The organism is Mangrovimonas yunxiaonensis (assembly GCF_000733475.1).
Classification (GTDB): domain Bacteria; phylum Bacteroidota; class Bacteroidia; order Flavobacteriales; family Flavobacteriaceae; genus Mangrovimonas; species Mangrovimonas yunxiaonensis.
The window spans coordinates 186,404-210,350 of record NZ_JPFK01000009.1; the positions used below are offsets into that span (position 1 = coordinate 186,404).

Sequence of the window (23,947 nt, forward strand, 5' to 3'; positions counted from 1 at the left end):
ATGCATTATCTGTCTAATCCTTCAATGATATATAACATGCTTCCTTCATTTGAATCTGAATTAGCATTGGCATTGGCATCTGTAAATGCTGCGTTTTCCCAACCGTGGTTTTGGGTGATTAGCAAAAACGTGTCTTCTTTTCCAATAACGTCAGACACATCGATCATTCCGGTAATTTCCCATGCCGAGGCTGCAGTACCGTAACCTTGGGCTTCTGCCGTAGTTTGGTCGCACTCTAATACGGTTTTCAACTCTCCGTTATTTAAGTTATACTGGTATAACCTAGCGAAGTGTGTCTTATCGGCTGTATCTGGATACCCGTTAGGATCTTCTTGAATGTAAGCATAATTTTCGGTTACAACAATGTTATCTGGGCTGTGGAAAGCTTTGGCCTTCCCGTCTAGCATATCGCCATCTAACACACAGGTAATTGTACCAGCTGCAGTAGGATCGTTAGGGTTTAGGGTAACTTTATAAACTCTTCCGTAAAGCGTTCCTTTGCCTTCTAAATCTGGTTTTTTACGTCCTGTAACACAAAAGTATATTTCTCTGTTGTTGGCAGCAGAACCTCTTCTCCAATCGATGTCCTCTAATCTCGAGAAGCCCATAATACCTTTTGTTTTTGCTTCGGTATCTAAAAGATCTATTTGTGTTTCGTTTAGAGCAACAAATTCCATTGGGTAAGATTGGCCTTCAACCATATCCATTTCAAAAGCAATGTTTGGGTCGGTTACTTTTAAACCGTATAATTGGCCGCCGTTAAGGTCACCTCTTTCACCAACATACATTCCTAACTGTCCAGATGGTACAGTATTATCAGAGTGATCATCACCAATAAATACAACGGTTTTATTAGGATAAGCATCTTTACCTATGGCTACGGCGTTTTCTGTAGACCATTGTCCTAATGCTGGTAACATGGTAGCTATAGAAGCAGATCCGGTACTCTTATAAGGATCTGTAGCAAACACCCCTTTAGAAGCACCACCCCATTCACCACCAGAAAGGTATATGGGACCAAAGCCATGCTCTTCGGGAGTAATTAAAGAGCCCGAACACTGTGCTGTAGCTGCAGAAGCATTGGCATTTAAGATGTATTCTCCGGCAACCGGCTTAAAGGTTTCGTCTAGAGTAATACGAGCAATGGCGTAATCGGCTTCAATGTTATTGATTAAAGTAAATGTATTGTCATCATTTCGTAACAACCCGGCGCCATCGGCCATTGAGCCATAAACAAAATCTGGTGTGTCTGCCAATTGATCTTCAGAAGACAATAAGGTATAGATATTAACTCCCGAGAATTCTGGTGTTAACTCTAATAATACTGGCGATTGAGAATGCGATTGCAATTGAACTCCTGTTGGTTGTGGTTGGTTTGAATTATTGGTGTTGTCATCATCACTCTTACATGATACAAATGCGGTTAAGCCTAATCCCAATAATGCGATTTTTTGATGTGTTTTCATTTAATTTTTAGTGGTTTTAAATTTTCGACTAAATAACAACTTCAACGTAAGCTTAACCTTAATGGCAGTTTACTATAAACTAAACTTTGTGTTAATTTTATTATCCTAATGTTACTATTTAAATTCATATTAAATAGCCCAGACGTTAATTCCCCCTTTTAGAGAAACCAATGCCAATATTTTTCTATATTTTTGTGCGAGAAACCAAGCATTTATCATGAAAAACACAGCTTTAACAGAAACACATATAGCATTAGGCGCCAAAATGGTTCCTTTTGCAGGTTATAACATGCCCGTACAATACGAAGGCGTAAACATAGAACACGACACCGTAAGAAAATCGGTTGGTGTTTTTGATGTATCGCATATGGGGGAGTTTTTAATTGAAGGGCCAAACGCATTAGCCCTAATACAAAAAACATGTAGCAACGATGCCGCTAAACTTACTATAGGAAAGGCCCAATACAGCTGCATGCCCAATAACGATGGTGGTATTGTAGACGATTTAATTATATACCGTATTAAAGAAGACACCTATTTATTGGTGGTAAACGCCAGCAACATTGAAAAAGACTGGAACTGGCTACAAGCAAATAACGATGTGGGTGCCGAGATGAAAAACCTTAGCGAAGATTATTCCCTATTAGCCATACAAGGCCCTAAGGCTATCGAGGCCATGCAGCCGCTTAGTTCGCACAACTTGGCAGACATTAAGTTTTACAACTTTGTTGTAGGCGACTTTGCCGGTATCGAGCACGTGATTATTTCTGCCACAGGCTATACTGGTAGCGGTGGGTTTGAAATTTACTGCAAGAACAGTGAAGTAAACCAAATTTGGGACAACGTTTTCGAAGCTGGTGCTGCTTTTGGCATTAAACCTATAGGATTGGCCGCTCGCGATACCCTACGCCTAGAAATGGGCTACTGTTTATATGGTAACGATATTACCGACACCACATCGCCTATAGAAGCTGGCTTGGGCTGGATTACAAAATTTAGCAAAACATTTACCAACTCCGAAGCCTTAGAAGACGAAAAACAACGTGGTCCAGAACGCAAGCTCATTGCTTTTGAACTTGATGAGCGTGGCATACCACGACAAGGATACGATATTGTTGATGCTGACGGAAATGTTATAGGCGAAGTTACCTCAGGGACCATGTCGCCCAGCTTAGGGAAAGGCATTGGCTTGGGTTATGTACCCACTGGTTTATCTAGTGTAGGATCAAAAATAAACATACAGGTTCGCAAAAAAGCCATTCCTGCAACTGTTGTAAAATTGCCATTTTATAAAGGATAGGCCTTATGGTAGGTTGATTAATGAAGGAGAGTAACAGCAAACATAACATATTAATATTAGGAGCTAGCGGTTTTTTGGGTCATGCCATATACAAAGAACTCTGCTCCTATTTTAATACCTTTGGCACGTACAGAATTCACAATAGAGCCTATGCTAAAAACCAACATTTTCTTCAGTATGATGTAGAAGAAGACGATGTTATTGAAATTATTCAGGCCACCCAACCCACTGTTATCATCTCGGCCCTACGAGGTGATTTTTCGGCGCAGGTAACAGCTCACAAGCATATTTTTGAGTACTTAACCACACACAAAACAACCAAAATAATATTTCTGTCCTCTGCCAATGTCTTCGATGCTTATAGCCAATTTCCCAGCTACGAATACGATAAAACCTTTAGTCAAAGTATTTTTGGGCATTTTAAAATAAAAATAGAAGACATGCTTATGCGGCTGCCTAAAAAGCAGTACACCATTGTTAGGTTACCCATGGTTTTTGGCACACATTCGCCTAGAATTTTAGAGCTAAAAACACTATTGCAAGCAAAAGAACCCATCGAGGTTTTTCCCAATCTAATCATGAACGCTACTACAGACAGCAAAGTTACCCAGCAAATTCATTACATTATTAATCGTAACAAATCTGGAGTATACCATTTAGGTAGCACCGACCTAGTGCATCATGACGATTTTATAAAGGACCTTGTTAACACATTAGGCAACTTTCATCCGGTTTACAAACAGGTTTATACCACCAACAACAATAGGTATTTGGCGGTTTTACCTAAGCACCAACGCCTGCCCAAACATTTGCAACTAGAAAGCAAGGATATTTTACAGGAACTTAGCCTTTAGTTGATTTGCATGATATAAATGGTTACCTTTATTTAAATAACAAAAACCCTTTTTTAATCATGCAAAAACTATCAGAACAAGATATAGAAAAGCTTTTATTGCGATTTCCAGATTGGGAATATTTTGACCACGCCCTGCATGTAGAATTTGAATTCGACAATTTTAAAGACTGCTTTAGCGCCATGAGCCGCATTGCTTTTGAGTGCGAAGCCTTAAACCATCACCCCAACTGGACCAATACGTATAATGTTTTAAGCATTTCGTTAACAACACACGAAGCAGGCGGCGTAACCAAGAAAGACTTCGACTTGGCCGAGGCTATAGAAATGATTGTAGAAGTACAGGAATAAGTGTTTTTTCTACCCGTCATTTTTATTACTTTTGACACAAATTATTAAAATACATACAATTTATGGGAAGAGCGTTTGAGTTTCGTAAAGCGAGAAAAATGAAACGTTGGGCCGCAATGAGTAAAGCCTTTACACGTATTGGGAAAGACATAGTTATGGCCGTTAAAGAAGGTGGTCCAGACCCCGATACCAACGCACGTTTAAGGGCTGTTATTCAAAATGCCAAAGCTGTTAACATGCCCAAAGACAACATTGAGCGTGCCATAAAACGCGCAAGCGATAAAAACCAAGGCGATTTTAAAGAGGTATTGTTCGAAGGCTATGCCCCACACGGCATTGCTATTTTAGTAGAAACAGCCACCGATAACAACACCAGAACCGTAGCCAACATTAGAAGCTATTTTAACAAATGCGATGGTAACTTGGGTACCTCTGGCTCGGTATCGTTTATGTTTGACCATACCTGCAATTTTAGAATTAACGGTGAAGGTCTCGACCCTGAAGAACTGGAACTGGAAATGATTGATTTTGGTGCTGAAGAAGTTTTTGCAGATGACGATGGCATTCTAATTTATGCCCCTTTTGAAAGCTTTGGCGCCATACAAGCCGAATTAGAATCGAAAAATATCGAAATATTATCATCTGGTTTTGAGCGTATTCCGCAGGTAACCAAAAAACTATCTCCAGAACAAGTTGAAGACGTAGAAAAACTACTGGAAAAAATAGAGGAAGACGACGATGTACAGAACGTTTACCACACTATGGAAGAAACAACCGACTAGCGTGTTGTTAAATCTGCTATAAAAAAACCAAGGGCTACATCAATTTGTAGCCTTTTTTATTTATTTTTAAAGGGTATGGAGCAAGAACTTAAAACATTTTACCAAGCCTTTAATGCCCTAGATGCCGAAACTATGGTAAACCTTTACCATGACGATGTTGTTTTTAAAGACCCCGCTTTTGGCACCCTAAAGGGCAACCGCGCCAAAAATATGTGGCGCATGTTGTGTGCGTCTCAAAAAGGACAGGATTTTAAGGTAAGCTGTTGCCATATAAATGCCAACCAACACCAGGGCCACTTAAAATGGGAAGCCTTTTATACCTTTAGCAAAACACAACGCCAAATACACAATACCATTAACGCCCAATTTACGTTTAAAGCGGGTAAAATTATCACGCACACAGACACTTTTAACCTTTACAATTGGGCTAGGCAAGCCTTAGGACTTAAAGGAGCTTTAATTGGGTGGACGCCTTTTTTCAAAAGAAAACTGCAACAGCAAACCAACCAACTATTAAACCGTTTTGAGCAAAACACCACGCTTTAGCCATGTGCAACGTAACAAATCCACGTATAAACCGTCTTACTAAAAAACCCCTTATAAATGACCACATTAAAGCCGTTTTACATTCTTGTTAGCCTACTTTTGTTCTCCCTAAATGCTTACGCCCAAGAGGTGTCTGGTAAGGTTTTAAGCAATACCAAACAACCCATTCCCTTTGCTACCGTGCAAATAGGCGATGGTTATGGGGTTATTACCAACGAAGAAGGGCGTTTTACCATTAACACATCGGCTTTTAAACGTACCGATTCGGTTAACATCTCATGCTTGGGGTATAAAAAACTGGGCATGTTGGTTAAAGATTTTTCAGCTTCAGAATACATCTTAAAAGAACAAGTAAACGAACTTAGCGAAGTGTATTTAACCAACAGAAACCTAAGCGTAGACTCTATTATGTACTATGTTGGGAAAAACATCGATAAAAACTACAACACCCAAAACATCGATTACAAAATTTTTAGCCGCCGCACCGAATACATTAGAGGGCATGACGTTGATCTGGAAATCGATAAATCTACAGGGGTTTCAAAAAAGCAACTTAAAGACATTAACAACGACATTAATCAGTTAGAAACATCGTTGCTTAACAACCGCTCTAAACAGTACACCGATTTGGTGGCCAACCTTAAAATTTTAAACGAAAGCAGCTCTAAACTTGAAGTAGAAAAAGCCGTTCGCTTTTTAGACGAAAAAAACGACCAGTCGTTAGAGAAACTGGCCGAAAAAGGTAAAAACCTTGTTTCTAACCATTTGGACAAATCTAAAATATATACCGTTAAATCCGGCTGGTTTAAACTGTCTGACTCGGTATCTTTAAATACTCCAGAGAACAACAAAATGGAAGATACCATTAACTCTGTAGGCTTGCTAAAAGAAGTAATGCTCGAGAAAATAACCGAGAACAGCATTTCGACCAATAGCCAATTGGACTTTGTTTACGAAACAAAAAAATACGATTACAGCCTAACCGATGTTACTTTTTTAAACTCAGAAATGGTTTATGTGGTTGCCTTTAAGCCCAAACGAGGCTCGGTAGATTACCAAGGCACCATGTACATCTCTAATGCTACTTTTGCTGTATTAAGAGCCGATTACCGCTTTTACGAAGGCAGGGTTGGCGAGAAGTTTAACCTTAGGCTGTTATTAGGGCTTAAATACGTAGAAAAAGGTAAAAAGGGCTCGGTAATCTATAAAAAATCGCCTGATGGTTTTTATTATCCACGTTATATTAGCGAGCAGGCAGACCGCTATTTTTATGTTAACAGGCCGTTTAAGTTTACAGAAAACGGCAATAGAAGCCAAAAGTTTGCTTTCGATTTTAAAGTTGAAGGCACTTTTAAGGAAAAAACCGAACTGCTTTTTATTTCCCAAAGTCCGCTACTCACATCGGCGTACAACACCTTAAAGGAGAAGAAAAAAGTACCGTATAAAACCGCCAAGAGTTACAGCGCAGAAATCTGGAAAGATTATGAGGTACTCGAACCGTTGCAGGAACTAAAGGATTTTAACGTAGAAGAGTAAAAGAAACCACTAAACTAGCGGTTTCTTTTACCATTTGTTCTTGATGAATGTTTCTTTTTAGGGACAAGGCTGTTTACTTTATGTTTCATTCATCTGATAATTAGTATTTTACAAAATTCATGCCAAACCTAAGATAGTTTGGAGTGTCTTCCTTCTACACCTTCAAAAAAACGTTTCATAAATGCCATATCGGCTTCTATATTATCGGTTGGATAAAATGGCTCTGATATGTGGTTTTGCTTATTTTTAAAATCTAGGGTAAACATTATAATAGGAACTTTGGCTGCTTTAGCAATGTAGTAAAATCCTGTTTTCCATTCGGTTACTTTTTCCCTGGTCCCTTCGGGAGCCAAGGCTATTCTAAACTCATCCTGCTCTTCGAACAAACGCGCTATGGCTTCAACCTTATGCTGCCCTGGGGTTCTGTCTAATGCCCTACCACCTACGTGTTTTAGGTACCATCCCAAAGGCCCTATAAAAAGTTCTTTTTTTGCAATAAAACCTACCTTTAATCCGGTAATTTTCCTAAGCAAGATGCCTATATAAAAGTCGTGCCAGCTGGTATGGGGCACAGCAATTAAAACCGCTTTCTTTACGGTATTTTTAGAAAAATTAGTATTTCCGGTAATTTTCCAACCCAGTAGTTTAAAGTAAATAAGCTTTGCCAACCAACGCATAGCTACATTTTTTTGTAAAGGTTGTACAGTTTTTGTCGGGTAATGGTTTTCTTCCAATTTTTACCCAAAGCGTTTTCCCATAGTGGCTCCAACCCTATTGACACATCGATCATGATGTTAAGTTCTGTATCGGTAAGATCTTTACAAATGCCCTGGGGCAGCTGGATGTCGTGTTTTTTCATCATTGTTTTAAACAGGGCTACGCCATCAGGATAAAACTCCTCTAACTGATTAAAAACAATGCAGTTGCCTATACCGTGTTTTGTTCCTAGCAAATAACTTAGGCCGTAGCTCATAGCATGTGCTACGCCCACTTGCGAGTAAGCAATGCTCATACCGCCGTGCCAAGAGGCCATCATTAGTTTATCTTGTGAGTCGTTTTCAGACAGACCATCTTCTAGAAAGATTTCCTTACAAAGCTCGAAAGCCTTTTCGCCATAGCTTTGGCTAAAGGCATTAAGGTAGGTTCCTGTAAGCGACTCTACACAGTGAATGTAGCAGTCCATTCCCGTAAAAAACCATTGGGCTTTTGGGACATCTTTTGTTAATTCAGGATCTAAAATAACTTGGTCGAAAGGCGTGTGATCTGAATTGATGCCCAATTTTTTATCTGGACCCGTAAGCACTGTTGTTCTGGAAACCTCTGCTCCTGTGCCGGAAATGGTAGGAATTCCTACATGGTATATTGCAGGGTTAACAACCAGGTCCCAACCTTGGTAATCTTTGGCTTCGCCGGGGTTAGTTAACATAATGGAAACCGCCTTAGCGAGATCTAAAATGGTGCCACCACCAATGCCTATTATGCCCGAAGGCTTTTCTTTGTATTTTAATATAATTTGCTCTACAAGCTCATCGACTTGAGAGGTTTTTGGTTCTTCATCGGCAGAAATATAGCATATTTCATCGTCATAAGATAACGGTATTCTTGAGGTTAACCAAGCATTACCCTTAAAGACATCATCTACAAAATATACAAATGGAGCTTTGGTATTTAACCGTTTTGGCTGAAGAACATCGCTTAGTTGATTAAAGCTTCCGCGGCCAAAAATGACTCTAGATACCATGGGATAATTTTTAAAACTCATGTAATTTATAGTTAGTTTAGTAACGATAATAAATCGGTTAATTTATGAATCGTTTGATAATGTTTTCCATTTTTATCAGCATCTGATACTTGTTCGTGTGCCCAAGTTGTATGAAAAGGCACATGTATGGCCTTGGCTTTTATGTTTATTAAAGGTAAGACATCAGACTTTAAAGAGTTGCCTACCATTAAAAACTCTGTTGGGGCAATGTCCAAATGCTTTAATAAGCGTTGGTAATTATTTTCATGCTTGTCGCTTAATACTTCAATATGGTGAAAATAATCCAGTAAACCCGATTTTTCTAGCTTTCGTTCTTGATCCAACAAATCGCCTTTTGTAACAACAATAAGCCGGTATTGTTTAGATAATGCTTCAAGAACCTCTTCGACCCCTTCTAACAGTTCTACTGGTTTATTTATCATGTTTTTACCAATGTTTAAAATCTTGGAAATAACCTGATTAGATACTGCACCGTTGGAGAGCTCGATAGCCATTTCGACCATAGAAAGCACAAAACCCTTTACGCCATACCCGTAAACGGAAAGGTTTTTCATTTCCATTTTAAAGAGCTCTTGATCGATTTTGTTTATTGTCTCGAAAGACGACAACATTTTGGCAAACTCCAATTCGGCATCCCTAAAATAGGTTTCGTTTACCCAAAGTGTGTCATCGGCATCAAAGCCCACTACTTTTATGTTGCTATAATCTATTTCCATAGCTTTCTTGCACGTTCTAAATCTTCTGGTGTATCAACCTCTACTCCTTGCACATCGGTTTCTACCATTTTAATACGTTTGCCATATTCTAAATAACGAATGCACTCAATTTTTTCGGTCGCTTCTAAAAACTGCATGGGCAAATGGTAAAAATCTAAAAGGGCCTGTTTTCTAAAAGCATAAATGCCCTTGTGCTTAAAATACCTTGTTTTTACTTCTTTATCTCGTGGATATGGTATGGGACTTCTGGAAAAATACAAGGCAAAATTTTCTTGGTCTACAATAACCTTTACCGTATTGGGGTTGTTAATTTCATCCCAATCGGTGATTTGAACCATTAACGACGCCAAATCGATTGCCTTATTGTGATCGTCCTTAAAAACCTCTATTACTTTTTTTAGGCTCTCACGCTCTGTAAAGGGTTCGTCTCCTTGTACATTTACCACAATATCGACATCTAAATCCTCTACGGCTTCGGCAATTCTATCGCTCCCAGATTGGTGCTCTTTTTTGCTCATTATGGCTTTTCCACCGTTATTTACTATCTCGTCGTAAATAATCGCGCTATCGGTCACCACATATACATCGTCAAACAACTTTGTTGCTACCGTAGCTTGGTATGTACGTAAAATAACCGATTTTCCTGCCAGGTCCTGCATAAGCTTCGCCGGAAAACGAGAGGCGCCATACCTAGCCGGAATCATGGAAATTATCTTCATATACAAAGGTTCTGTTACTTTTTCAAAAGTATGGTTTTTAAAAGGATTTTATGGTTTTGAACGTCTAATCTTTTTATAAAATTTAAACATTAAATAAAGTATAAATAGTGTAAAAACAAAGGCCAAAACGGGCAAAAACACCGCTAGTGCCGATAGCACAAACGAGGTTCCTGTTTCTACTGTTGAGACCATGGGGTTACCAAAACCAGCAGTCGATACTGTTGATGTTACCCGAGTTGCTCCAGCAGCACTTTTTATGGCTGTGGCTGTCCCCCCGCCCGCAATAATGGCTAAGGCCCAAGTAATTATAGGATCTAACTGGGTTACCGAAGCAACCATAACGGCCGTTCCTGCAACTGTGGCCAAGGGAATGGCAATGGCATCTAGAACATTATCGACATAGGGAATGTAGTAAGCAAAAATTTCGACTAAGGTTGCTACGCCCAGGGTAATAACCGCAGCCAAACTTCCTACCCATTGCCAGGATTCGTTTAGCTCCCATACGTTAAAATAGGCTGCCAAACTTAATATGAAAAGCGGTACAAATACGCGAAATCCTACCGAGGCTGCCAGCCCAATACCTAAAAAAATACTTGTGAGTGTTTCTACAGCCATTGTGGTTTTTTAGTTTTCGAAAAATTCATTTTTAAACCCGATAAGATACAATTTTTCCTTGGCTCTTGTAACTGCTGTGTAAAGCCATCTTAGGTAATCTTTTGTAATCCCGTCTGGCAAATAAGGTTGCTCTACAAAAATAGTGTGCCATTGCCCACCTTGCGATTTATGGCATGTCATGGCATAAGAGAACTTAACTTGCAAGGCATTAAAGTACTTATTATTTTTTACTTTTAGGAACTTACGGTAATTACTGCTTTCATTTTCGTAATCTTTCATAACCTCTTGGTAGAGCCTGTTAGAATCTTCGTAAGACAACGATGGGGTTTCGGCTTCAATGGTATCTAACAACAGTACGGTTTCAAACGGGCGCATTTTTGGGTAATCGACCATTTTTACCTTTACCTCGGCAAATCTAAACCCGTAAAGTTCTTTTATATTAAAAATTTCTAATACTTCTATAATATCGCCATTGGCTATAAACCCTGCTTCGGTGGTTGGTTTAATCCAAAAGTAATTGTTTTTAACCACCATTAAAAAATCGCCCGCATTCAGCTCATTCTCACGAAATAATATTCGGCTTCTTATTTGTTGGTTGTAAAGGTTTGCACGTTTGTTACTGCGTACAATTATAGCGGTTTCCTCATGGCCGTTTTCACTGTAAGACTCATCAATAGCGCCCATAATTTCATGGCCATCAACCAGCCTAACAATATCTTTAAAGCCGTTAAGATGAAATTTAAAGTCATCGAAAAAATCGTCTTGTAAGGTTTCCCTTAAATGTGTGGCGTTGTTAAGTATGCCCGAATCCTGCTCCTGGCGCACCACCTCGTCCAGTTCTATATTTTTAACGTCTTTGTTGTAGTTTAATCCCAAGGCATGTTCGTTTAGTGCTGGGCTAAGGTCTAATTTTACGGGAGGTAACTGCGCCACATCGCCTATAAGCAATAGCTTACACCTATGGCCAGAATACACATATTGCATGAGGTCGTCTAAAAGCGAGCCGTTTTCAAACAGTTTAGATTCGCCTGGGGTATCTGGAATCATCGAGGCTTCATCTACAATAAAAATGGTGTCCTTATGTTTATTGGGCTGCAAGACAAACTTTACGCCTCCACCTTTATCTTTTCTGGGGAAATATATTTTTTTATGGATGGTAAAGGCTTCTTTTTTAGAATAATTAGAGATGACCTTGGCAGCCCTACCCGTTGGAGCCATTAAAACAGCACTTTTTTTGGCTTTCCATAAATTGGTTACAATTGTACCAATAATCGTGGTTTTACCAGTTCCTGCATACCCCTTTAATAAATACAGTGCCTTAGGGTTATTCCCAAAAATAAACTCTGCCAATTGTATTAATGCCACGTCTTGCGTAGCTGTTGGCTTAAACGGAAATTGCTGTTTTATAAGGGTGTAGAATTCTGAAGCATCCATACGAATCATCTTGAGGCATTAATTTTCTCAAAGATAGCAATGATTTTTAGGCCTATTGGTTTTTACGATTAAAAAAAAATTGTAGATTTGCCTAATACCTATTATAATATTAATAACACAAATCATGTTAACATTTATCTTAATTGCTGTTGCTGTAATTTTACTTACTATTGGTTTAGTATGGGTCATCGATAAGTTTGTGCCTTCTAAAGCAAAGCCAATTGTACAAATTTTGCTTTGGGCTTTAATTGTATTTTTAGGGTACCAAACCTACATGTCTATTTACGAGCCAATTCAATTTAACAAAGTAAAAAATAAGCGTTACGCACAAGTAATTGAAAAATTAATTGACATTAGAGACTCGCAATTAGCACACAAAGAAGTTACGGGTACTTTTGCCAAAGATTTTAAAAGCTTGGTAAGCTTTATAGACACAGCACAATATACCATTACACAACGTAGAGATTCTACGGTTTTAGATGAAGAGTTAACCAAACGCTATGGTGGGGTTGAAACCATGAAAGAAATTACCATTATAGACACCCTTGGGTTTGTACCTGTTAAAGATTCGTTATTTAAGTCGTCTACACGTTACAGAACCATGATGGAGGTACCTAATGCCGAAGCAGGCGCAACGTTTGAAATGGACGCGGGGTTTATTGAAGAAAACGATGTAAAAATACCCGTATTTGAGGCTAAAGTAAAAAAATCGGTTATCTTACACGACCAAAACAAAGACCTACTAGCCCAAGAGAACGAAGTTGTATCGGTAGATGGTGTTAACGGAAATGCTCTAAAAGTAGGTTCTATGAACGAAGTTAAAACAAATGGAAACTGGCCAAAAACCTATGGCGACAGCGAATAACAGCAATATAACTAACTTAACTAACCAAGACTTGTCCATTCAAATTAGTTTGAATGGACTTTCTTTTTGTGGTTTACACACTAAAACCAACACCATTACTTTTATTAAACATGTTGTTTTAGAAAAAAAAACCACTCCCATTCAAATTTTAGACAAGCTAAAGCACTGCTTTAATACCATTAATGAACTGCAACGCAGTTTTAACCAAGTAAACGTGGTATACGTTAACGAGCTGGCAACCTTGGTACCAAAAGCCTTATTCGATGAAAATCACCTGGCAGACTACCTTAAATTCAACTCGAAAATCCTTAAGTCCGATTTTGTTACCTACGACACTCTAGACATTAACAACAGCGTTAACGTTTACGTGCCTTACGTTAATACCAATAATTATATATACGATAAATTTGGAAGCTTTTCCTACAAGCATTACGCTACTGTACTTATCGATAACATCCTAACGGCAGAAGCAAACAGCAACCAAACCAAAATGTATGTTCATGTAGGCCATGCCCATTTCGAGATTGTTGTTGTAACCTTAGGAAAACTGCAGTTTTATAACACCTTCGAGTTTCTTACCAAAGAAGACTTTATTTACTACCTCCTGTTTACTGTAGAACAGTTGGCCTTAAACCCCGAAACGCTACAATTGGTATTTTTAGGAAACATACACCAAGACGATATGTTGTACAACATAGCCTATAAATACATTAGGCACGTGTCGTTTGGTCACAGAAAAGATGATTACAGTTATGTTGAACGTCCAAAAACGGCCTATTCCGATTTTGTATTAATACACAGCTTTTCATGAGAATTATTTCCGGACAGTTTAAAGGCAGAAAACTACAGGCTCCTAAGCACTTGCCCGTTCGCCCAACAACCGACATGGCCAAAGAAGCTCTGTTCAACATTTTAAACAACACCTATTATTTTGATGAGCTTTCGGTACTCGATCTCTTTGCTGGCACAGGAAACATTAGCTTTGAGTTCGCCTCGCGAGGCACCACACAAATTACCGCTGTCGATGCTCACTACGGCTGCATTAAGTTTATTAACCAAACCGCTGAAAGTTTTGGAATGAACATACATACGGTAAAAAGCGACGTCTTTAAGTTTTTAACCCAAAGCCATGGTAAGCACACCATTATTTTTGCCGATCCGCCATACGATTTTCCCCAAGAATCCTTTAATAAAATCCCCCAATTGGTCTTTGAAAACGACCTTCTGGAAGACAATGGCTACGTTATAGTCGAACACTCTAAGCACACCAATTTATCTGCTCTAGAAAACTTTAGCCACGCCAAGAACTACGGCGGTTGCGTTTTTAGTTTTTTCGAAAAATAAATTCTAATTCATTTTTTTTCAGTATCTTAGAGGCATCCCTTTTTGTTTTTTTTGTTCCTTATTTTTATTTTGAACAGACCTTATTATTGGTATGGTTATTTAATTATTAACCAAAACCAACCACATGAGAAACATTGTTATAGGATGCCTACTCACTGTATTCCTATGCTGCGAAAAACCCCAACAAAAATACTTTAGCCAATCTCCAGAAATAACGTCATTTAAGACTAGTATTTCACAATACAATAATGGCGACTGGGAGTCTTGGAGAACCTTATTTGCCGACACCGCAAAGCTTTATATTAACGCTAAGAAAAGCATTACGGCAACCGACCTTGAAAACGCTCAAAAAGAAATGCTCACCAACTTTTCCTCCTATGGGTTTGAAGATGAGGATACATTTATTGAAATGATTATTACCGACGATGGGGAAACCTGGGTAAACTATTGGGCTAATTGGCAGGGAACCTTAATAACCAACAACACAACTATTGATGTGCCTGTACACATAACAGCTCAATATATCGATGGTAAAATTGTTGAACTGTACGACTATTACGATTCTGCAATTGTAAGCCGTGCATTAGCAGAAATTGAAAAAGCCAACAACACGCCTATTGAAGACAAAACTGCCCTAGCAGCCGTTGAGACGTTTGTCAACGATTTTTTTAACAAACAAGGAGCCAACCCAGAAGTGGCAAACACCATTCTGGCCGCCAATTACACACGGCATCTTAACGGCAACCAAGTAGCCGCATCGCCAGAAGAATTTGTGCAAAGTATGCAAAACAACTTTACGGCCTTTCCAGATTTTCATATAAAACTTCTTAACCATTCCCCCCTTTTCGAAAACACCTTATTCATTCATTGGAAACTTACAGGAACCAATACAGGAGAGTTTAACCAAGAGCCGGCAACGGGCAAAAAAGTAAGCGTCTCAGGGCTTTCTAAAGTACACTTTAATGGCGATGGAAAGATTAACAAGGAAGACGTTTATTACAACCAACTTGACCTCATGACCCAATTAGGCAAGACTTTAAATTAAAATATTAACCACCAAAAACCAACATCATGAAAATTTTTAAATCAAGATTACTGCTCGTGCTTGTTATATGTGTAACATATAATTTCTCAAGCGCACAACACATGTACAACGTGCATGTAGACTATGTAAAACCCTCGAAAATTTGGGAATACGAAAAAATTGCCAAAGAGTTTTTTGAAGCTTGTAAAAAACACAACCCAAAAGCAAACTGGATTGTTTCTAACACAAACGACGACAGGTATTTATATGTTTCACCTATTAAAAGCTATGCCGACCTAGACATAAACCCCTTTAAGGACATGGCCGAGGCTATGGGAGACAGTTTTAATAACATTTTCGAGAGATTTAACACCTGTTACGATAAACACAGCAACCATATTGTACATTTAATGGAAGAGCTCTCCTACATGCCTAACGGCATATCGCAAGTGCAGGAAGGTCAGGACTATCGCAAATACTTATTTCTATACCATACCCCAGCAAACTACAGCAAATTAAAAGAGGCCATAAAAGAGGTTAAGGATTTATATGTCAACAAAAAATCTGAAGAACACTTTAGAGTTTACCGCTCGGGCTTTGGTAGCGAAGAAGACTATTTCTTGGTGGCCATTTCTTATAAAGACGAAGTAGATGCCGCAGCCAAGGCCAAAGCTAGCCGCGACCTAATAGGCGAAGCAGGCAAACCTGTGTTTCAAAAGGTTATGGAGCACACCGCTAGGTTTGAGGAGGTAAGAGCTCGCATGCGACCAGATTTGTCCTTTTCACATAAACCTTAAACCACGCACAAAAACAAAGCCCTTAAAAAAAGGGCTTGTTTTTATAAGTAATCCTATAAGCCGAATTCTGTATTTTTCTAGAAAAGAAAAACCCTTATCATTTATCTGAGTGTACTGTTACCAGCACACTTTAGCTGCCTACCCTCCAACAATTGCACGTGCCGCACTCAAACGTTGGTATACATGGCATTGCACCGCATAGAGTTTACCTGATTTCACTACAGCTTAACCTGTACATTCTTTCTGTTGCACTTTTCCTAACCTCACGGCCGATGGCTGTTAGCCACTATGCTGCACTATGGTGTTCGGACTTTCCTCCATTTGTTAAAACAAACAGCGATAAGGCGAATTACTTATTGCAAAAATAACGAAATTGTTAATAAAAACTTTCAAATTTAAACATCTTAATTCTGTAGTTTAGCGCGAATTATTAACTTTGTTATTCTAACGGTTTTTCATGGAACATTTTGTAGTATCAGCTAGAAAATATAGGCCACAAACATTTAAGGATGTTGTAGGCCAAAGCGCGATTACAAATACGTTACAAAATGCCATTGAAAATAACCACCTTGCACAGGCGCTACTTTTTACAGGGCCTAGAGGCGTAGGAAAAACAACCTGTGCCCGCATTTTGGCCAAAATGATAAACAGCAATGGCCAAGAACAAAGCGACGAGGATTTTGCCTTTAATATTTTTGAACTCGATGCAGCGTCAAACAACTCGGTAGACGATATTAGAAACCTAACCGACCAAGTGCGCATTCCGCCCCAAGTGGGCAAATACAAAGTGTATATTATCGATGAGGTGCATATGCTGTCGCAAGCCGCCTTTAACGCCTTTTTAAAGACGTTAGAAGAGCCGCCTAAACACTGTATTTTTATTTTAGCCACTACCGAAAAGCATAAAATTATTCCTACCATCCTATCGCGTTGTCAAATTTTCGATTTTAAGCGAATTAACGTGAAAGATGCCAAGGCCTACTTAAAGTATATTGCCCAAGAACAAGGCATTACAGCCGAAGACGATGCTCTGCACATTATTGCCCAAAAAGCAGATGGTGCCATGCGCGATGCGCTGTCGATTTTTGATCGCGTGGTGAGTTTTTCTGGAAACAACCTAACCCGGCAAGCCGTTACCGAAAACCTTAACGTTCTCGATTACGACACCTACTTTAAGAGCACCGATTATATCTTAGAAAATAACATTCCCGATTTGCTGGTACAATTCAACACCATCCTGGCCCAAGGTTTTGATGGCCACCATTATATTGCCGGATTGGCCTCGCACTTTAGGGATTTACTGGTTTGCAAAAACCCAATAACAATAGACCTATTGGAGGTGGGAGAAGAAACCACCGAAAAGTACAAAATACAGGCCCAAAAAAGCGACCAAACCTTTTTACTAAAAGCCATAGAGCTCGCTAACGAATGCGATTTAAAGTATAAATCCAGCAAGAACCAACGGCTTCTCGTCGAGCTTTGTATAATGCAATTGGCCTCCATCACTTTTGATGGAGAAAAAAAAAATAGCCAACATTACATAATTCCCCCTTCCTATTTTAAAACAAAGGGTATTAAACCGGTTCCCGTTAACGTACCCAACAATAAAGAACAGGCCCCTGAAAAAGAACCTAAAAAGACCATAACAGAGCCTAAAACCACCTATGTTAAGGCCCAAAACATTACCGAGGTAACCCCTAACAAAAAAGCAGTTGCCAAACCCAAGATAGATATTTCTATTCCTAAAAAGGCAACCTCTGGCCTATCCTTAAAAAGCATCCAGACCAAAAAAGCACATGAAATTAAACAAATGGATGTGGTTGTTAACGAAGAAGAGCTTCCAAAAGAGCCTTTTTCTGAAACAGAACTTATAACCTCTTGGAACTATTTTGTTTCTTCTATTGAAAAAAAGGGCCAGTTTAACCTCGCATCGGTTTTATCTATAGACAAACCTAAGCTAGACGGAACCACCATTCACTTAGAGTTTCCTAACCACACCAACAAAGTGGAAGTTGAGCGCCAACAATACGATTTGTTAAACCATTTAAGAAAAGACCTTAAAAACTACGACATTTCACTGGCCATTACCGTTAACGAAGAAATCGAAAAAAAATACGCCTATACAGCCCAAGAGAAATACGAAAAACTTAAAGAAAAGAACCCAAACATAGATTTACTAAGAAAAACCTTTGGTTTAGACATATAACAACATGAAGCCATTTACATTTTTGTGGCCTGTACTGCTATTGGCCATTTTTTCCTTGATTAGTTGCGATGGAAGAGCCCGCAAGCACAAATCGTCTGTTACTGTTTTAAAAGAAAAGGGCTTATTAAATACGTTTTCAGAACACATTACCTTTTATCCCGAAACGTATTCGGAAAGCGAAACCGATACCATTTTAAGCAATGGGTATCGCATTCATATAAAAACATTTACAGACATGAAATCTCATGTCGCGCTAGAAACCAAGCAAGGTCACTTAACGCACAAAGAACACTACCGCAACAGCATAGGCCAAATAAAGGTGTTTAAACAAGGACGGGAAATTTTTGTTTCTACTATAGATAAATCGCTTTTTGAAAGGCATACCGATGTTTTGTCGACAAACCTTAACCAATATGTTTTAAAAAGCGTTTGGGTAGAACAAGCTCAAACTTTAAGTAAAAACCAGGTTGTTGTTGGGGTTTGGTACAACAAACCCAAAACCAACACCTACCTATACTACCGTTTACTAATAGACCCTAAAGGGCAACTTAATATTACAAAAACCTCATAGCCATGTTAGGACTTAAATTACCAACCGATCCCCGATGGGTTAATATTGTAGAAAAAAACATTGAAGAAATTCTTACCGATCATGCCTACTGCGAACAAAAAGCTACCAGTACGGCCATTTCCTTAATTGTTTCCTTTCCCGAATATACCGATTTGGTAAAAGAAATGACCGCTTTGGTAAAAGAAGAAATTAGCCATTTTAAAATGGTACACGATAAAATTATTGAGCGCGGCTGGGTATTGGGTCGCGACCGAAAAGACGACTATGTTATTGCTCTGCATAAATTTTTTCCGAAAGGCGGTAGCAGGACTACACAATTGGTGCACAGACTGTTGTATGCTGCTTTAATCGAAGCCAGAAGCTGCGAGCGTTTTAGGCTACTTTCAGAAGAACTTAAAGACCAAGAGCTTGCTAACTTTTATCGCAATCTTATGGTAAGCGAGGCCAACCATTACACCATGTTCTTGGGGTTTGCAAGACAGTACGGCAACCGAGAAGAAGTAGATAAAAAATGGCAAGCCCTTCTGGATTACGAAGCAGACATTATGAAAGACTTAAGCAAAAAGGAAACCGTACACGGTTAACCCGTTTTCGAAGCTAAAAAACAAAACCCTTCAAGATTACCTGAAGGGTTTTTTATAGTGGTTAAAATCTTGTTTGCTTTAGATTTTAATCCCAACACCTATTTGAATGTTGGTATTTCTAGCCTCTAAATCATATTGGTCGTCAATAATGTTTGTTAGCCCGTAATGGTATCTGGCATCGATAAAAATTTCATCGGTAATCATAAATTCCAGACCTCCTGCAGCAGAAACGGCGAAGTTTTTGTACCCATCTTCATATTCGTGGATTTTTAAACTTACCAATGGTCCAGCGGCAACAGATAGTCTACCTCCTAATTGGTATTTGAATAAAATAGGGGCCTGAATGTAATCGATACGCAGGTCTTCATCTTTAGCGCCTTCTGCAGAGAATTGGATTTCTGGTGCTAGAGCAATGGTTTCAGAAAGCATGTATTCACCAAAAAAACCAATTGCAAATCCGTTACGGTGTTGGTTAGAGAAAGTCGCATCTGGATCGAAATCTAAATTAGAAATATTCAACCCAACCCTTACACCATGCAAACCGTTTTGCGAAAAAGCAAAAGTTGTTCCTAACACAACTGCTAATAAAAGTATTGTTTTCTTCATAATGTTGAGATTTTTCAAAAAAAAATATTGGTTATTAATTGGTGCTAATATATATGTTTTCAGAATAATTAAATCATATAAAAGATAAAAAGCTTTTTTTTACTGTGTATTGCTAGAAACGGTCTTGTAATAAATGCTTTTTATAATGCCATCGGACAGCCCAATTTTTGGCACGTATATATCTTTTGCTCCAGACCATTTCATGGCAGAAAGGTAAATTCTTGTTGCTGGAATAATTACATCGGCACGGTCTTGATTAAGGTCTAACTCTGTAATACGCTCTTCGTAAGAATAGGTTTGTAAGGTTTTGTAATAAGACAAGAGGTAGAAATAGGTTAAGGGTTTGCCCAGTTTCTTTCCAGAGATCTTAAAAATTTTATTAATATTCCCTCCAGAGCCAATAAGATCGATCTTATCGTAATGTTTTGTGGTGTCTTTTATCCACATTTCGGCCTCCGACCAGGTTTCGCTTTTTACGATATCGTTTAATAACCTTACTGTTCCTATTTTAAACGAACGGGAGGCTGTTTTTTTACCGTTATGGATAACCGAAAACTCGGTACTTCCCCCACCTACATCAACATATAAATATGTTTTTGAATAGTCGATAAATTCATGCAAATCTGTTTCGGCGATAATGGCGGCTTCTTCTTGACCGTCTATAATGTCAATCTTTATGTTTGCCTGTTGCAGAATGTCGTTGGCGACCTCATGGCCATTTATGGCTTCTCTCATGGCCGATGTGGCACAGGCTTTATATTTAACCACTTTGTGCGCTTTCATGAGCAGCTTAAAGGCCGTCATGGTATCGATCATGCGTTCTTTGTTATACTTTGAGATGTTTTGTTTTAAAAACACATCGGCTCCCAAACGAATGGGCACACGTACCAAAGCGCTTTTTTTAAACCTAACGTCTTTGCCTTTTTCTTCAATTATGTTTGCAATAAGTAGCCTTACGGCATTCGAACCAATATCTATTGCTGCATATTTTTTTATTGAAAGCATAGGTTAATTTTCTAGTTTCTTTTTATAATAATCGTACAAAGCAAACTGTGCCCTAACTTTTGGGTTACGGTTCCTTTTGTATTCATTTTCTTGTTCGGCCGATAAAATTCGGGCTTTCACATTATCGCTCCAACAAATATCAAAGGTATCTATAAGCTCCTGTTTAATGCTGGGGTCGTAAATGGGGCATGTAACCTCTACCCTGTTTTCTATGTTTCTGGTCATCCAATCGGCTGAAGAGATGTAGACTTTAGGGTCGTTATTGTTGCAAAATATGAATAATCGTGTGTGCTCCAAAAATTTATCGATTATGCTGATAACCTCAATATTCTCGCTCATGCCCTTAACACCTGGTACTAAGCAACATATTCCCCTAACAATCATTTGAATTTTTACCCCAGCCCTACTGGCTTCGTACAGTTTATCGACCATTTTAAAGCTTGACAGGCTGTTCATTTTTATTCTAATATAAGCCGGTTTGCCTTGTTTTACATTCTCGATTTCGTTGTTAATAAGCTTAAACAGGCTTTTTCTTGTATAGTGCGGCGAGGTAATGATGTGTTTGTATCTGTAAATTCTGTAGTTTACTTCAAAAAAACTAAACACCTTATTAATATCTTTAAGAATGCTTTGGTTGGCAGTTAGCAGGGTAAAATCGGTATAGATTTTTGCTGTAGACTCGTTAAAATTCCCCGTACTTATAAAGCCGTAACTTTTTATTTTACCTTGCTCTTCACGTTCTATAAGACACATTTTACTGTGCACTTTTAAGCCCTGAACGCCAAAAATAAGGTTTACTCCTTCATTTTTCATTTGCTCTGCATAGGCAATATTGGCTTGCTCGTCAAACCGCGCCTGGATTTCTATCGATACCGTAACACGCTTGCCGTTTTTGGCGGCGTTTATTAAAGAACTGGCCACATGCGATATTTGTGCCAGACGATAAATGGTAATTTTAATGGTCTGCACCTTGGGGTCTAATGCGGCTTCCCTAAGAAACTTTACCACATACGAAAAGGTTTGGTAAGGGGTGTGTATTAAGTAGTCCTTTTGGGCAATACTTTTAAAAATACTATCCTGTAGGCTTAGCTCTTTTACAGGTAGGGGTCTTATTTTACTGTAAAGCAAATCGGTTCTGCCCAAACTTGGAAAGTCCATATAATCCCTTCGGTTGTGGTAACGTCCTCCCGGAATGATACTATCGTGCGAGTCGATGCCCATTTTGGTTAAGAGGTAATTAAGTGTTTCGCTATCTATGGTCTTGTCGTAAACAAACCTAACCGGCTCTCCTACCTGCCTATGCTTAACGCTTTCTGAAATTTTTTCCATAAAGCTTTTACTTAAATCGCTATCTAGGTCCAACTCGCCATCACGGGTTATTTTAATCATGTGGGCCGTAATCTCGGTATAATCGAAAATATTAAAGATATCATCCAAGCAAAAACGCAATAAATCATCCAACATAATAATGTAGCGTTTCCCGTTTTTTTGTGGTAGTACAACAAAGCGATCCATCGATTTTGATATTTCAATCAAGGCATACTGCTTATTTTTATTTTGCAACACCATTTTCACAGCCAAATAAGCCGCGCTATCCTTTAAGTTTGGCAAATCTACCGCATCGCTTAAAATAATAGTTACCAAGGCCGGGCTTACCTTTCGTATAAAATAATCCTTAATAAACTGTTGTTGCTCTTGGTCTAGTTGGTTTTCGTAAAGCAAATAAATATTTTCCTTTTCCAGAGCCGTTTTAATCTTGCTTAGCACCTCTAGGCTATGGCTTTGCTGTTTGATAACAACTTGGGTAATTTGCTCTAAAAGTTCTGCCGCCTTTATGCCTCCCAATTCACTTTTACCACCTTTTCCGGCTTCTACAATGCGTTTTACCGTAGCGTAGCGTACTTTAAAAAACTCGTCTAGGTTATTGGAAAAAATTCCTAAAAAACGCAACCGTTCTATTAACGGCACCGTTTCGTCCTCGGCTTCTTGTAAAACACGTGCATTAAACTGAAGCCAGCTTAATTCTCTATTAACATAGTTATTTGTTACTGTTACTGTATTTGGCATTGAGGTTGTTTCTTTTTCTACAAATATATCTTAATAAGGTTAATTAAACATTAACAAATTAATTTGGCTTGTGGTACTTTAAAATAAAAAATACTTTTGGGTCCTGTAATAAAATAGCTTAATTATATGAATTTAAACACTAAATAAGATTTTTCCTACTTTTTATGCTTTTCATCGCAATAATTAAACACTTTATTGATTAAAAAACATATTTTTAAGTTGTATTATTTAATTATTTGTATAGTTTTGTGATATAGGGATAATTTTAAAAACATGGATATGAAAACTAAACTTACTCTTTTTTGTGCACTATTTTTCCTTACTACCTCGGTATTAGTAGCACAACAAAGCCCAGAACAACAAAGCCTCATTAACCAACGTGTATCTATCGGTAAATATCATGATCGCGAAGAATTACAGCGCATGAATAAAGGTAAATTACTAGACTTGTACATAGAACGTATTGAAGTTATTGTAAAAGTGCTGCCCAACATTGCTTTTACCAACAAGCCTGGTGTTACAATTGCCTCGTTAGGTATTCCCAACACCAAAGATCACAAAAAGGCTTTAGCAGACAACATTAATGCAGCGAAAGAATATTTTGAAAACACCATTGAGTTTCAAAGAAAGATTTTGCCTTATTCAGACAAATCTAATTTAATTGCCGCTGTACTATTTTACGAACAAACACTAAAATCTTTGCATAGTTATAATGAGTTTAATCAATACTAAAACAAAGCATTTTATTGTTTAACCCTATTCCCTGGTCATTAATAATGATTGGGGATATTTTTTATA

25 protein-coding genes and 1 other RNA gene are annotated in these 23,947 nt (G+C 38.4%); 15 read left to right on the forward strand and 11 right to left on the reverse strand.

Translation table 11 applies throughout. The annotated features are described in order from the left end of the window. Nucleotides 1–5: 5 nt before the first annotated feature. Entirely contained in the window at nucleotides 6–1,466 is a 1,461-nt protein-coding gene (locus IA57_RS12080) for an alkaline phosphatase PhoX (RefSeq protein WP_036124077.1), read from the reverse strand. A 217-nt stretch (nucleotides 1,467–1,683) separates the two neighbouring features. On the opposite strand from IA57_RS12080, the gene gcvT reads away from it, so the two are divergent. From gcvT to IA57_RS12110, 6 genes are all read left to right on the forward strand, one after another. Then, a complete protein-coding gene (gene gcvT, locus IA57_RS12085) occupies nucleotides 1,684–2,766 on the forward strand; it encodes a glycine cleavage system aminomethyltransferase GcvT (protein ID WP_036124080.1) in 1,083 nt (360 codons plus the stop codon). 20 nt (nucleotides 2,767–2,786) lie between these two features. After that, on the forward strand, nucleotides 2,787–3,620 hold the full coding sequence (locus IA57_RS12090; protein WP_036124083.1) for a sugar nucleotide-binding protein: 834 nt from the start codon (nucleotides 2,787–2,789) through the stop codon (nucleotides 3,618–3,620). A gap of 59 nt (nucleotides 3,621–3,679) precedes the next feature. Continuing rightward, nucleotides 3,680–3,970, forward strand: coding sequence for a 4a-hydroxytetrahydrobiopterin dehydratase (locus IA57_RS12095; protein ID WP_036124202.1), 291 nt, complete (start codon nucleotides 3,680–3,682; stop codon nucleotides 3,968–3,970). Between the two features lie 62 nt (nucleotides 3,971–4,032). After that, nucleotides 4,033–4,752, forward strand: coding sequence for a YebC/PmpR family DNA-binding transcriptional regulator (locus IA57_RS12100; RefSeq protein ID WP_036124086.1), 720 nt, complete (start codon nucleotides 4,033–4,035; stop codon nucleotides 4,750–4,752). A 75-nt stretch (nucleotides 4,753–4,827) separates the two neighbouring features. Then, a complete protein-coding gene (locus tag IA57_RS12105) occupies nucleotides 4,828–5,298 on the forward strand; it encodes a nuclear transport factor 2 family protein (RefSeq protein WP_036124087.1) in 471 nt (156 codons plus the stop codon). 57 nt (nucleotides 5,299–5,355) lie between these two features. Continuing rightward, nucleotides 5,356–6,834: a carboxypeptidase-like regulatory domain-containing protein gene (locus tag IA57_RS12110; RefSeq protein WP_036124091.1), complete on the forward strand. Its 1,479-nt coding sequence runs from the start codon at nucleotides 5,356–5,358 to the stop codon at nucleotides 6,832–6,834. Between the two features lie 128 nt (nucleotides 6,835–6,962). Here the strand turns inward: IA57_RS12110 and IA57_RS12115 are convergent, their stop codons facing one another. The 6 genes from IA57_RS12115 to IA57_RS12140 are packed head-to-tail and all read right to left on the reverse strand — an operon-like array spanning nucleotide 6,963 to nucleotide 12,080. Then, nucleotides 6,963–7,511, reverse strand: coding sequence for a 1-acyl-sn-glycerol-3-phosphate acyltransferase (locus IA57_RS12115; RefSeq protein WP_036124094.1), 549 nt, complete (start codon nucleotides 7,509–7,511; stop codon nucleotides 6,963–6,965). 2 nt (nucleotides 7,512–7,513) lie between these two features. After that, on the reverse strand, nucleotides 7,514–8,596 hold the full coding sequence (locus tag IA57_RS12120) for an iron-containing alcohol dehydrogenase family protein (RefSeq protein ID WP_036124097.1): 1,083 nt from the start codon (nucleotides 8,594–8,596) through the stop codon (nucleotides 7,514–7,516). Between the two features lie 11 nt (nucleotides 8,597–8,607). Further along, a complete protein-coding gene (locus tag IA57_RS12125) occupies nucleotides 8,608–9,312 on the reverse strand; it encodes an HAD family hydrolase (protein WP_036124100.1) in 705 nt (234 codons plus the stop codon). Then, the gene (kdsB, locus tag IA57_RS12130) at nucleotides 9,303–10,031 is read right to left on the reverse strand and encodes a 3-deoxy-manno-octulosonate cytidylyltransferase (RefSeq protein WP_036124103.1); all 729 of its coding nucleotides are present in this window, start codon (nucleotides 10,029–10,031) and stop codon (nucleotides 9,303–9,305) included. The genes IA57_RS12125 and kdsB overlap by 10 nt, the downstream gene beginning before the upstream one ends. A 48-nt stretch (nucleotides 10,032–10,079) precedes the next feature. After that, nucleotides 10,080–10,646: a DUF4126 domain-containing protein gene (locus tag IA57_RS12135; protein ID WP_036124105.1), complete on the reverse strand. Its 567-nt coding sequence runs from the start codon at nucleotides 10,644–10,646 to the stop codon at nucleotides 10,080–10,082. Nucleotides 10,647–10,655: 9 nt separating this feature from the next. Then, nucleotides 10,656–12,080 (reverse strand): ATP-dependent DNA helicase, encoded by a 1,425-nt coding sequence (locus IA57_RS12140; protein WP_036124108.1) that lies wholly within the window; start codon nucleotides 12,078–12,080, stop codon nucleotides 10,656–10,658. A gap of 124 nt (nucleotides 12,081–12,204) precedes the next feature. On the opposite strand from IA57_RS12140, the gene IA57_RS12145 reads away from it, so the two are divergent. From IA57_RS12145 to IA57_RS12170, 5 genes are all read left to right on the forward strand, one after another. After that, the gene (locus IA57_RS12145) at nucleotides 12,205–12,945 is read left to right on the forward strand and encodes a hypothetical protein (protein ID WP_188358244.1); all 741 of its coding nucleotides are present in this window, start codon (nucleotides 12,205–12,207) and stop codon (nucleotides 12,943–12,945) included. Continuing rightward, the gene (locus IA57_RS12150; protein WP_036124207.1) at nucleotides 12,929–13,756 is read left to right on the forward strand and encodes a DUF3822 family protein; all 828 of its coding nucleotides are present in this window, start codon (nucleotides 12,929–12,931) and stop codon (nucleotides 13,754–13,756) included. The genes IA57_RS12145 and IA57_RS12150 overlap by 17 nt, the downstream gene beginning before the upstream one ends. After that, nucleotides 13,753–14,289, forward strand: a complete 537-nt coding sequence (rsmD, locus tag IA57_RS12155) for a 16S rRNA (guanine(966)-N(2))-methyltransferase RsmD (RefSeq protein ID WP_036124109.1) — start codon at nucleotides 13,753–13,755, stop codon at nucleotides 14,287–14,289. The genes IA57_RS12150 and rsmD overlap by 4 nt, the downstream gene beginning before the upstream one ends. A 124-nt stretch (nucleotides 14,290–14,413) precedes the next feature. Next, nucleotides 14,414–15,334 carry an ester cyclase gene (locus tag IA57_RS12415; RefSeq protein ID WP_051881068.1) on the forward strand — a complete coding sequence of 307 codons (921 nt, stop codon included), beginning with the start codon at nucleotides 14,414–14,416 and terminating at the stop codon, nucleotides 15,332–15,334. 26 nt (nucleotides 15,335–15,360) lie between these two features. Continuing rightward, nucleotides 15,361–16,110, forward strand: coding sequence for a hypothetical protein (locus tag IA57_RS12170; RefSeq protein WP_036124112.1), 750 nt, complete (start codon nucleotides 15,361–15,363; stop codon nucleotides 16,108–16,110). A 40-nt stretch (nucleotides 16,111–16,150) separates the two neighbouring features. Here the strand turns inward: IA57_RS12170 and rnpB are convergent. After that, nucleotides 16,151–16,466, reverse strand: an RNA gene (rnpB, locus tag IA57_RS12420) — RNase P RNA component class A. Between the two features lie 101 nt (nucleotides 16,467–16,567). Between rnpB and IA57_RS12175 the strand changes: the two genes are divergently transcribed. The 3 genes from IA57_RS12175 to miaE are packed head-to-tail and all read left to right on the forward strand — an operon-like array spanning nucleotide 16,568 to nucleotide 19,471. After that, nucleotides 16,568–18,316 carry a DNA polymerase III subunit gamma/tau gene (locus IA57_RS12175; RefSeq protein ID WP_036124115.1) on the forward strand — a complete coding sequence of 583 codons (1,749 nt, stop codon included), beginning with the start codon at nucleotides 16,568–16,570 and terminating at the stop codon, nucleotides 18,314–18,316. A gap of 4 nt (nucleotides 18,317–18,320) precedes the next feature. After that, complete coding sequence (locus IA57_RS12180; protein ID WP_036124118.1) at nucleotides 18,321–18,887, forward strand: DUF4738 domain-containing protein; 567 nt, start codon at nucleotides 18,321–18,323, stop codon at nucleotides 18,885–18,887. Between the two features lie 2 nt (nucleotides 18,888–18,889). Next, nucleotides 18,890–19,471: a tRNA-(ms[2]io[6]A)-hydroxylase gene (miaE, locus tag IA57_RS12185; RefSeq protein ID WP_036124120.1), complete on the forward strand. Its 582-nt coding sequence runs from the start codon at nucleotides 18,890–18,892 to the stop codon at nucleotides 19,469–19,471. A gap of 78 nt (nucleotides 19,472–19,549) precedes the next feature. On the opposite strand, the gene IA57_RS12190 is transcribed toward miaE, so the two are convergent. From IA57_RS12190 to ppk1, 3 genes are all read right to left on the reverse strand, one after another. Beyond that, nucleotides 19,550–20,077: a porin family protein gene (locus tag IA57_RS12190; protein WP_036124123.1), complete on the reverse strand. Its 528-nt coding sequence runs from the start codon at nucleotides 20,075–20,077 to the stop codon at nucleotides 19,550–19,552. A 99-nt stretch (nucleotides 20,078–20,176) separates the two neighbouring features. Then, nucleotides 20,177–21,082, reverse strand: coding sequence for a Ppx/GppA phosphatase family protein (locus IA57_RS12195; RefSeq protein ID WP_036124125.1), 906 nt, complete (start codon nucleotides 21,080–21,082; stop codon nucleotides 20,177–20,179). A gap of 3 nt (nucleotides 21,083–21,085) precedes the next feature. Beyond that, nucleotides 21,086–23,149 carry a polyphosphate kinase 1 gene (gene ppk1, locus IA57_RS12200; protein ID WP_036124129.1) on the reverse strand — a complete coding sequence of 688 codons (2,064 nt, stop codon included), beginning with the start codon at nucleotides 23,147–23,149 and terminating at the stop codon, nucleotides 21,086–21,088. 279 nt (nucleotides 23,150–23,428) lie between these two features. Between ppk1 and IA57_RS12205 the strand changes: the two genes are divergently transcribed. Then, a complete protein-coding gene (locus IA57_RS12205) occupies nucleotides 23,429–23,881 on the forward strand; it encodes a hypothetical protein (RefSeq protein WP_036124216.1) in 453 nt (150 codons plus the stop codon). Nucleotides 23,882–23,947: the final 66 nt, after the last annotated feature.

What these genes read in the sequence shown, in the direction of transcription:
- IA57_RS12080 (WP_036124077.1), bottom strand. Translation starts at nt 1,466, where the DNA reads ATGAAAACACATCAAAAAATCGCATTATTGGGATTAGGCTTAACCGCA.
- gcvT (WP_036124080.1), top strand. Translation starts at nt 1,684, where the DNA reads ATGAAAAACACAGCTTTAACAGAAACACATATAGCATTAGGCGCCAAA.
- IA57_RS12090 (WP_036124083.1), top strand. Translation starts at nt 2,787, where the DNA reads ATGAAGGAGAGTAACAGCAAACATAACATATTAATATTAGGAGCTAGC.
- IA57_RS12095 (WP_036124202.1), top strand. Translation starts at nt 3,680, where the DNA reads ATGCAAAAACTATCAGAACAAGATATAGAAAAGCTTTTATTGCGATTT.
- IA57_RS12100 (WP_036124086.1), top strand. Translation starts at nt 4,033, where the DNA reads ATGGGAAGAGCGTTTGAGTTTCGTAAAGCGAGAAAAATGAAACGTTGG.
- IA57_RS12105 (WP_036124087.1), top strand. Translation starts at nt 4,828, where the DNA reads ATGGAGCAAGAACTTAAAACATTTTACCAAGCCTTTAATGCCCTAGAT.
- IA57_RS12110 (WP_036124091.1), top strand. Translation starts at nt 5,356, where the DNA reads ATGACCACATTAAAGCCGTTTTACATTCTTGTTAGCCTACTTTTGTTC.
- IA57_RS12115 (WP_036124094.1), bottom strand. Translation starts at nt 7,511, where the DNA reads ATGCGTTGGTTGGCAAAGCTTATTTACTTTAAACTACTGGGTTGGAAA.
- IA57_RS12120 (WP_036124097.1), bottom strand. Translation starts at nt 8,596, where the DNA reads ATGAGTTTTAAAAATTATCCCATGGTATCTAGAGTCATTTTTGGCCGC.
- IA57_RS12125 (WP_036124100.1), bottom strand. Translation starts at nt 9,312, where the DNA reads ATGGAAATAGATTATAGCAACATAAAAGTAGTGGGCTTTGATGCCGAT.
- kdsB (WP_036124103.1), bottom strand. Translation starts at nt 10,031, where the DNA reads ATGAAGATAATTTCCATGATTCCGGCTAGGTATGGCGCCTCTCGTTTT.
- IA57_RS12135 (WP_036124105.1), bottom strand. Translation starts at nt 10,646, where the DNA reads ATGGCTGTAGAAACACTCACAAGTATTTTTTTAGGTATTGGGCTGGCA.
- IA57_RS12140 (WP_036124108.1), bottom strand. Translation starts at nt 12,080, where the DNA reads ATGGATGCTTCAGAATTCTACACCCTTATAAAACAGCAATTTCCGTTT.
- IA57_RS12145 (WP_188358244.1), top strand. Translation starts at nt 12,205, where the DNA reads ATGTTAACATTTATCTTAATTGCTGTTGCTGTAATTTTACTTACTATT.
- IA57_RS12150 (WP_036124207.1), top strand. Translation starts at nt 12,929, where the DNA reads ATGGCGACAGCGAATAACAGCAATATAACTAACTTAACTAACCAAGAC.
- rsmD (WP_036124109.1), top strand. Translation starts at nt 13,753, where the DNA reads ATGAGAATTATTTCCGGACAGTTTAAAGGCAGAAAACTACAGGCTCCT.
- IA57_RS12415 (WP_051881068.1), top strand. Translation starts at nt 14,414, where the DNA reads ATGAGAAACATTGTTATAGGATGCCTACTCACTGTATTCCTATGCTGC.
- IA57_RS12170 (WP_036124112.1), top strand. Translation starts at nt 15,361, where the DNA reads ATGAAAATTTTTAAATCAAGATTACTGCTCGTGCTTGTTATATGTGTA.
- IA57_RS12175 (WP_036124115.1), top strand. Translation starts at nt 16,568, where the DNA reads ATGGAACATTTTGTAGTATCAGCTAGAAAATATAGGCCACAAACATTT.
- IA57_RS12180 (WP_036124118.1), top strand. Translation starts at nt 18,321, where the DNA reads ATGAAGCCATTTACATTTTTGTGGCCTGTACTGCTATTGGCCATTTTT.
- miaE (WP_036124120.1), top strand. Translation starts at nt 18,890, where the DNA reads ATGTTAGGACTTAAATTACCAACCGATCCCCGATGGGTTAATATTGTA.
- IA57_RS12190 (WP_036124123.1), bottom strand. Translation starts at nt 20,077, where the DNA reads ATGAAGAAAACAATACTTTTATTAGCAGTTGTGTTAGGAACAACTTTT.
- IA57_RS12195 (WP_036124125.1), bottom strand. Translation starts at nt 21,082, where the DNA reads ATGCTTTCAATAAAAAAATATGCAGCAATAGATATTGGTTCGAATGCC.
- ppk1 (WP_036124129.1), bottom strand. Translation starts at nt 23,149, where the DNA reads ATGCCAAATACAGTAACAGTAACAAATAACTATGTTAATAGAGAATTA.
- IA57_RS12205 (WP_036124216.1), top strand. Translation starts at nt 23,429, where the DNA reads ATGAAAACTAAACTTACTCTTTTTTGTGCACTATTTTTCCTTACTACC.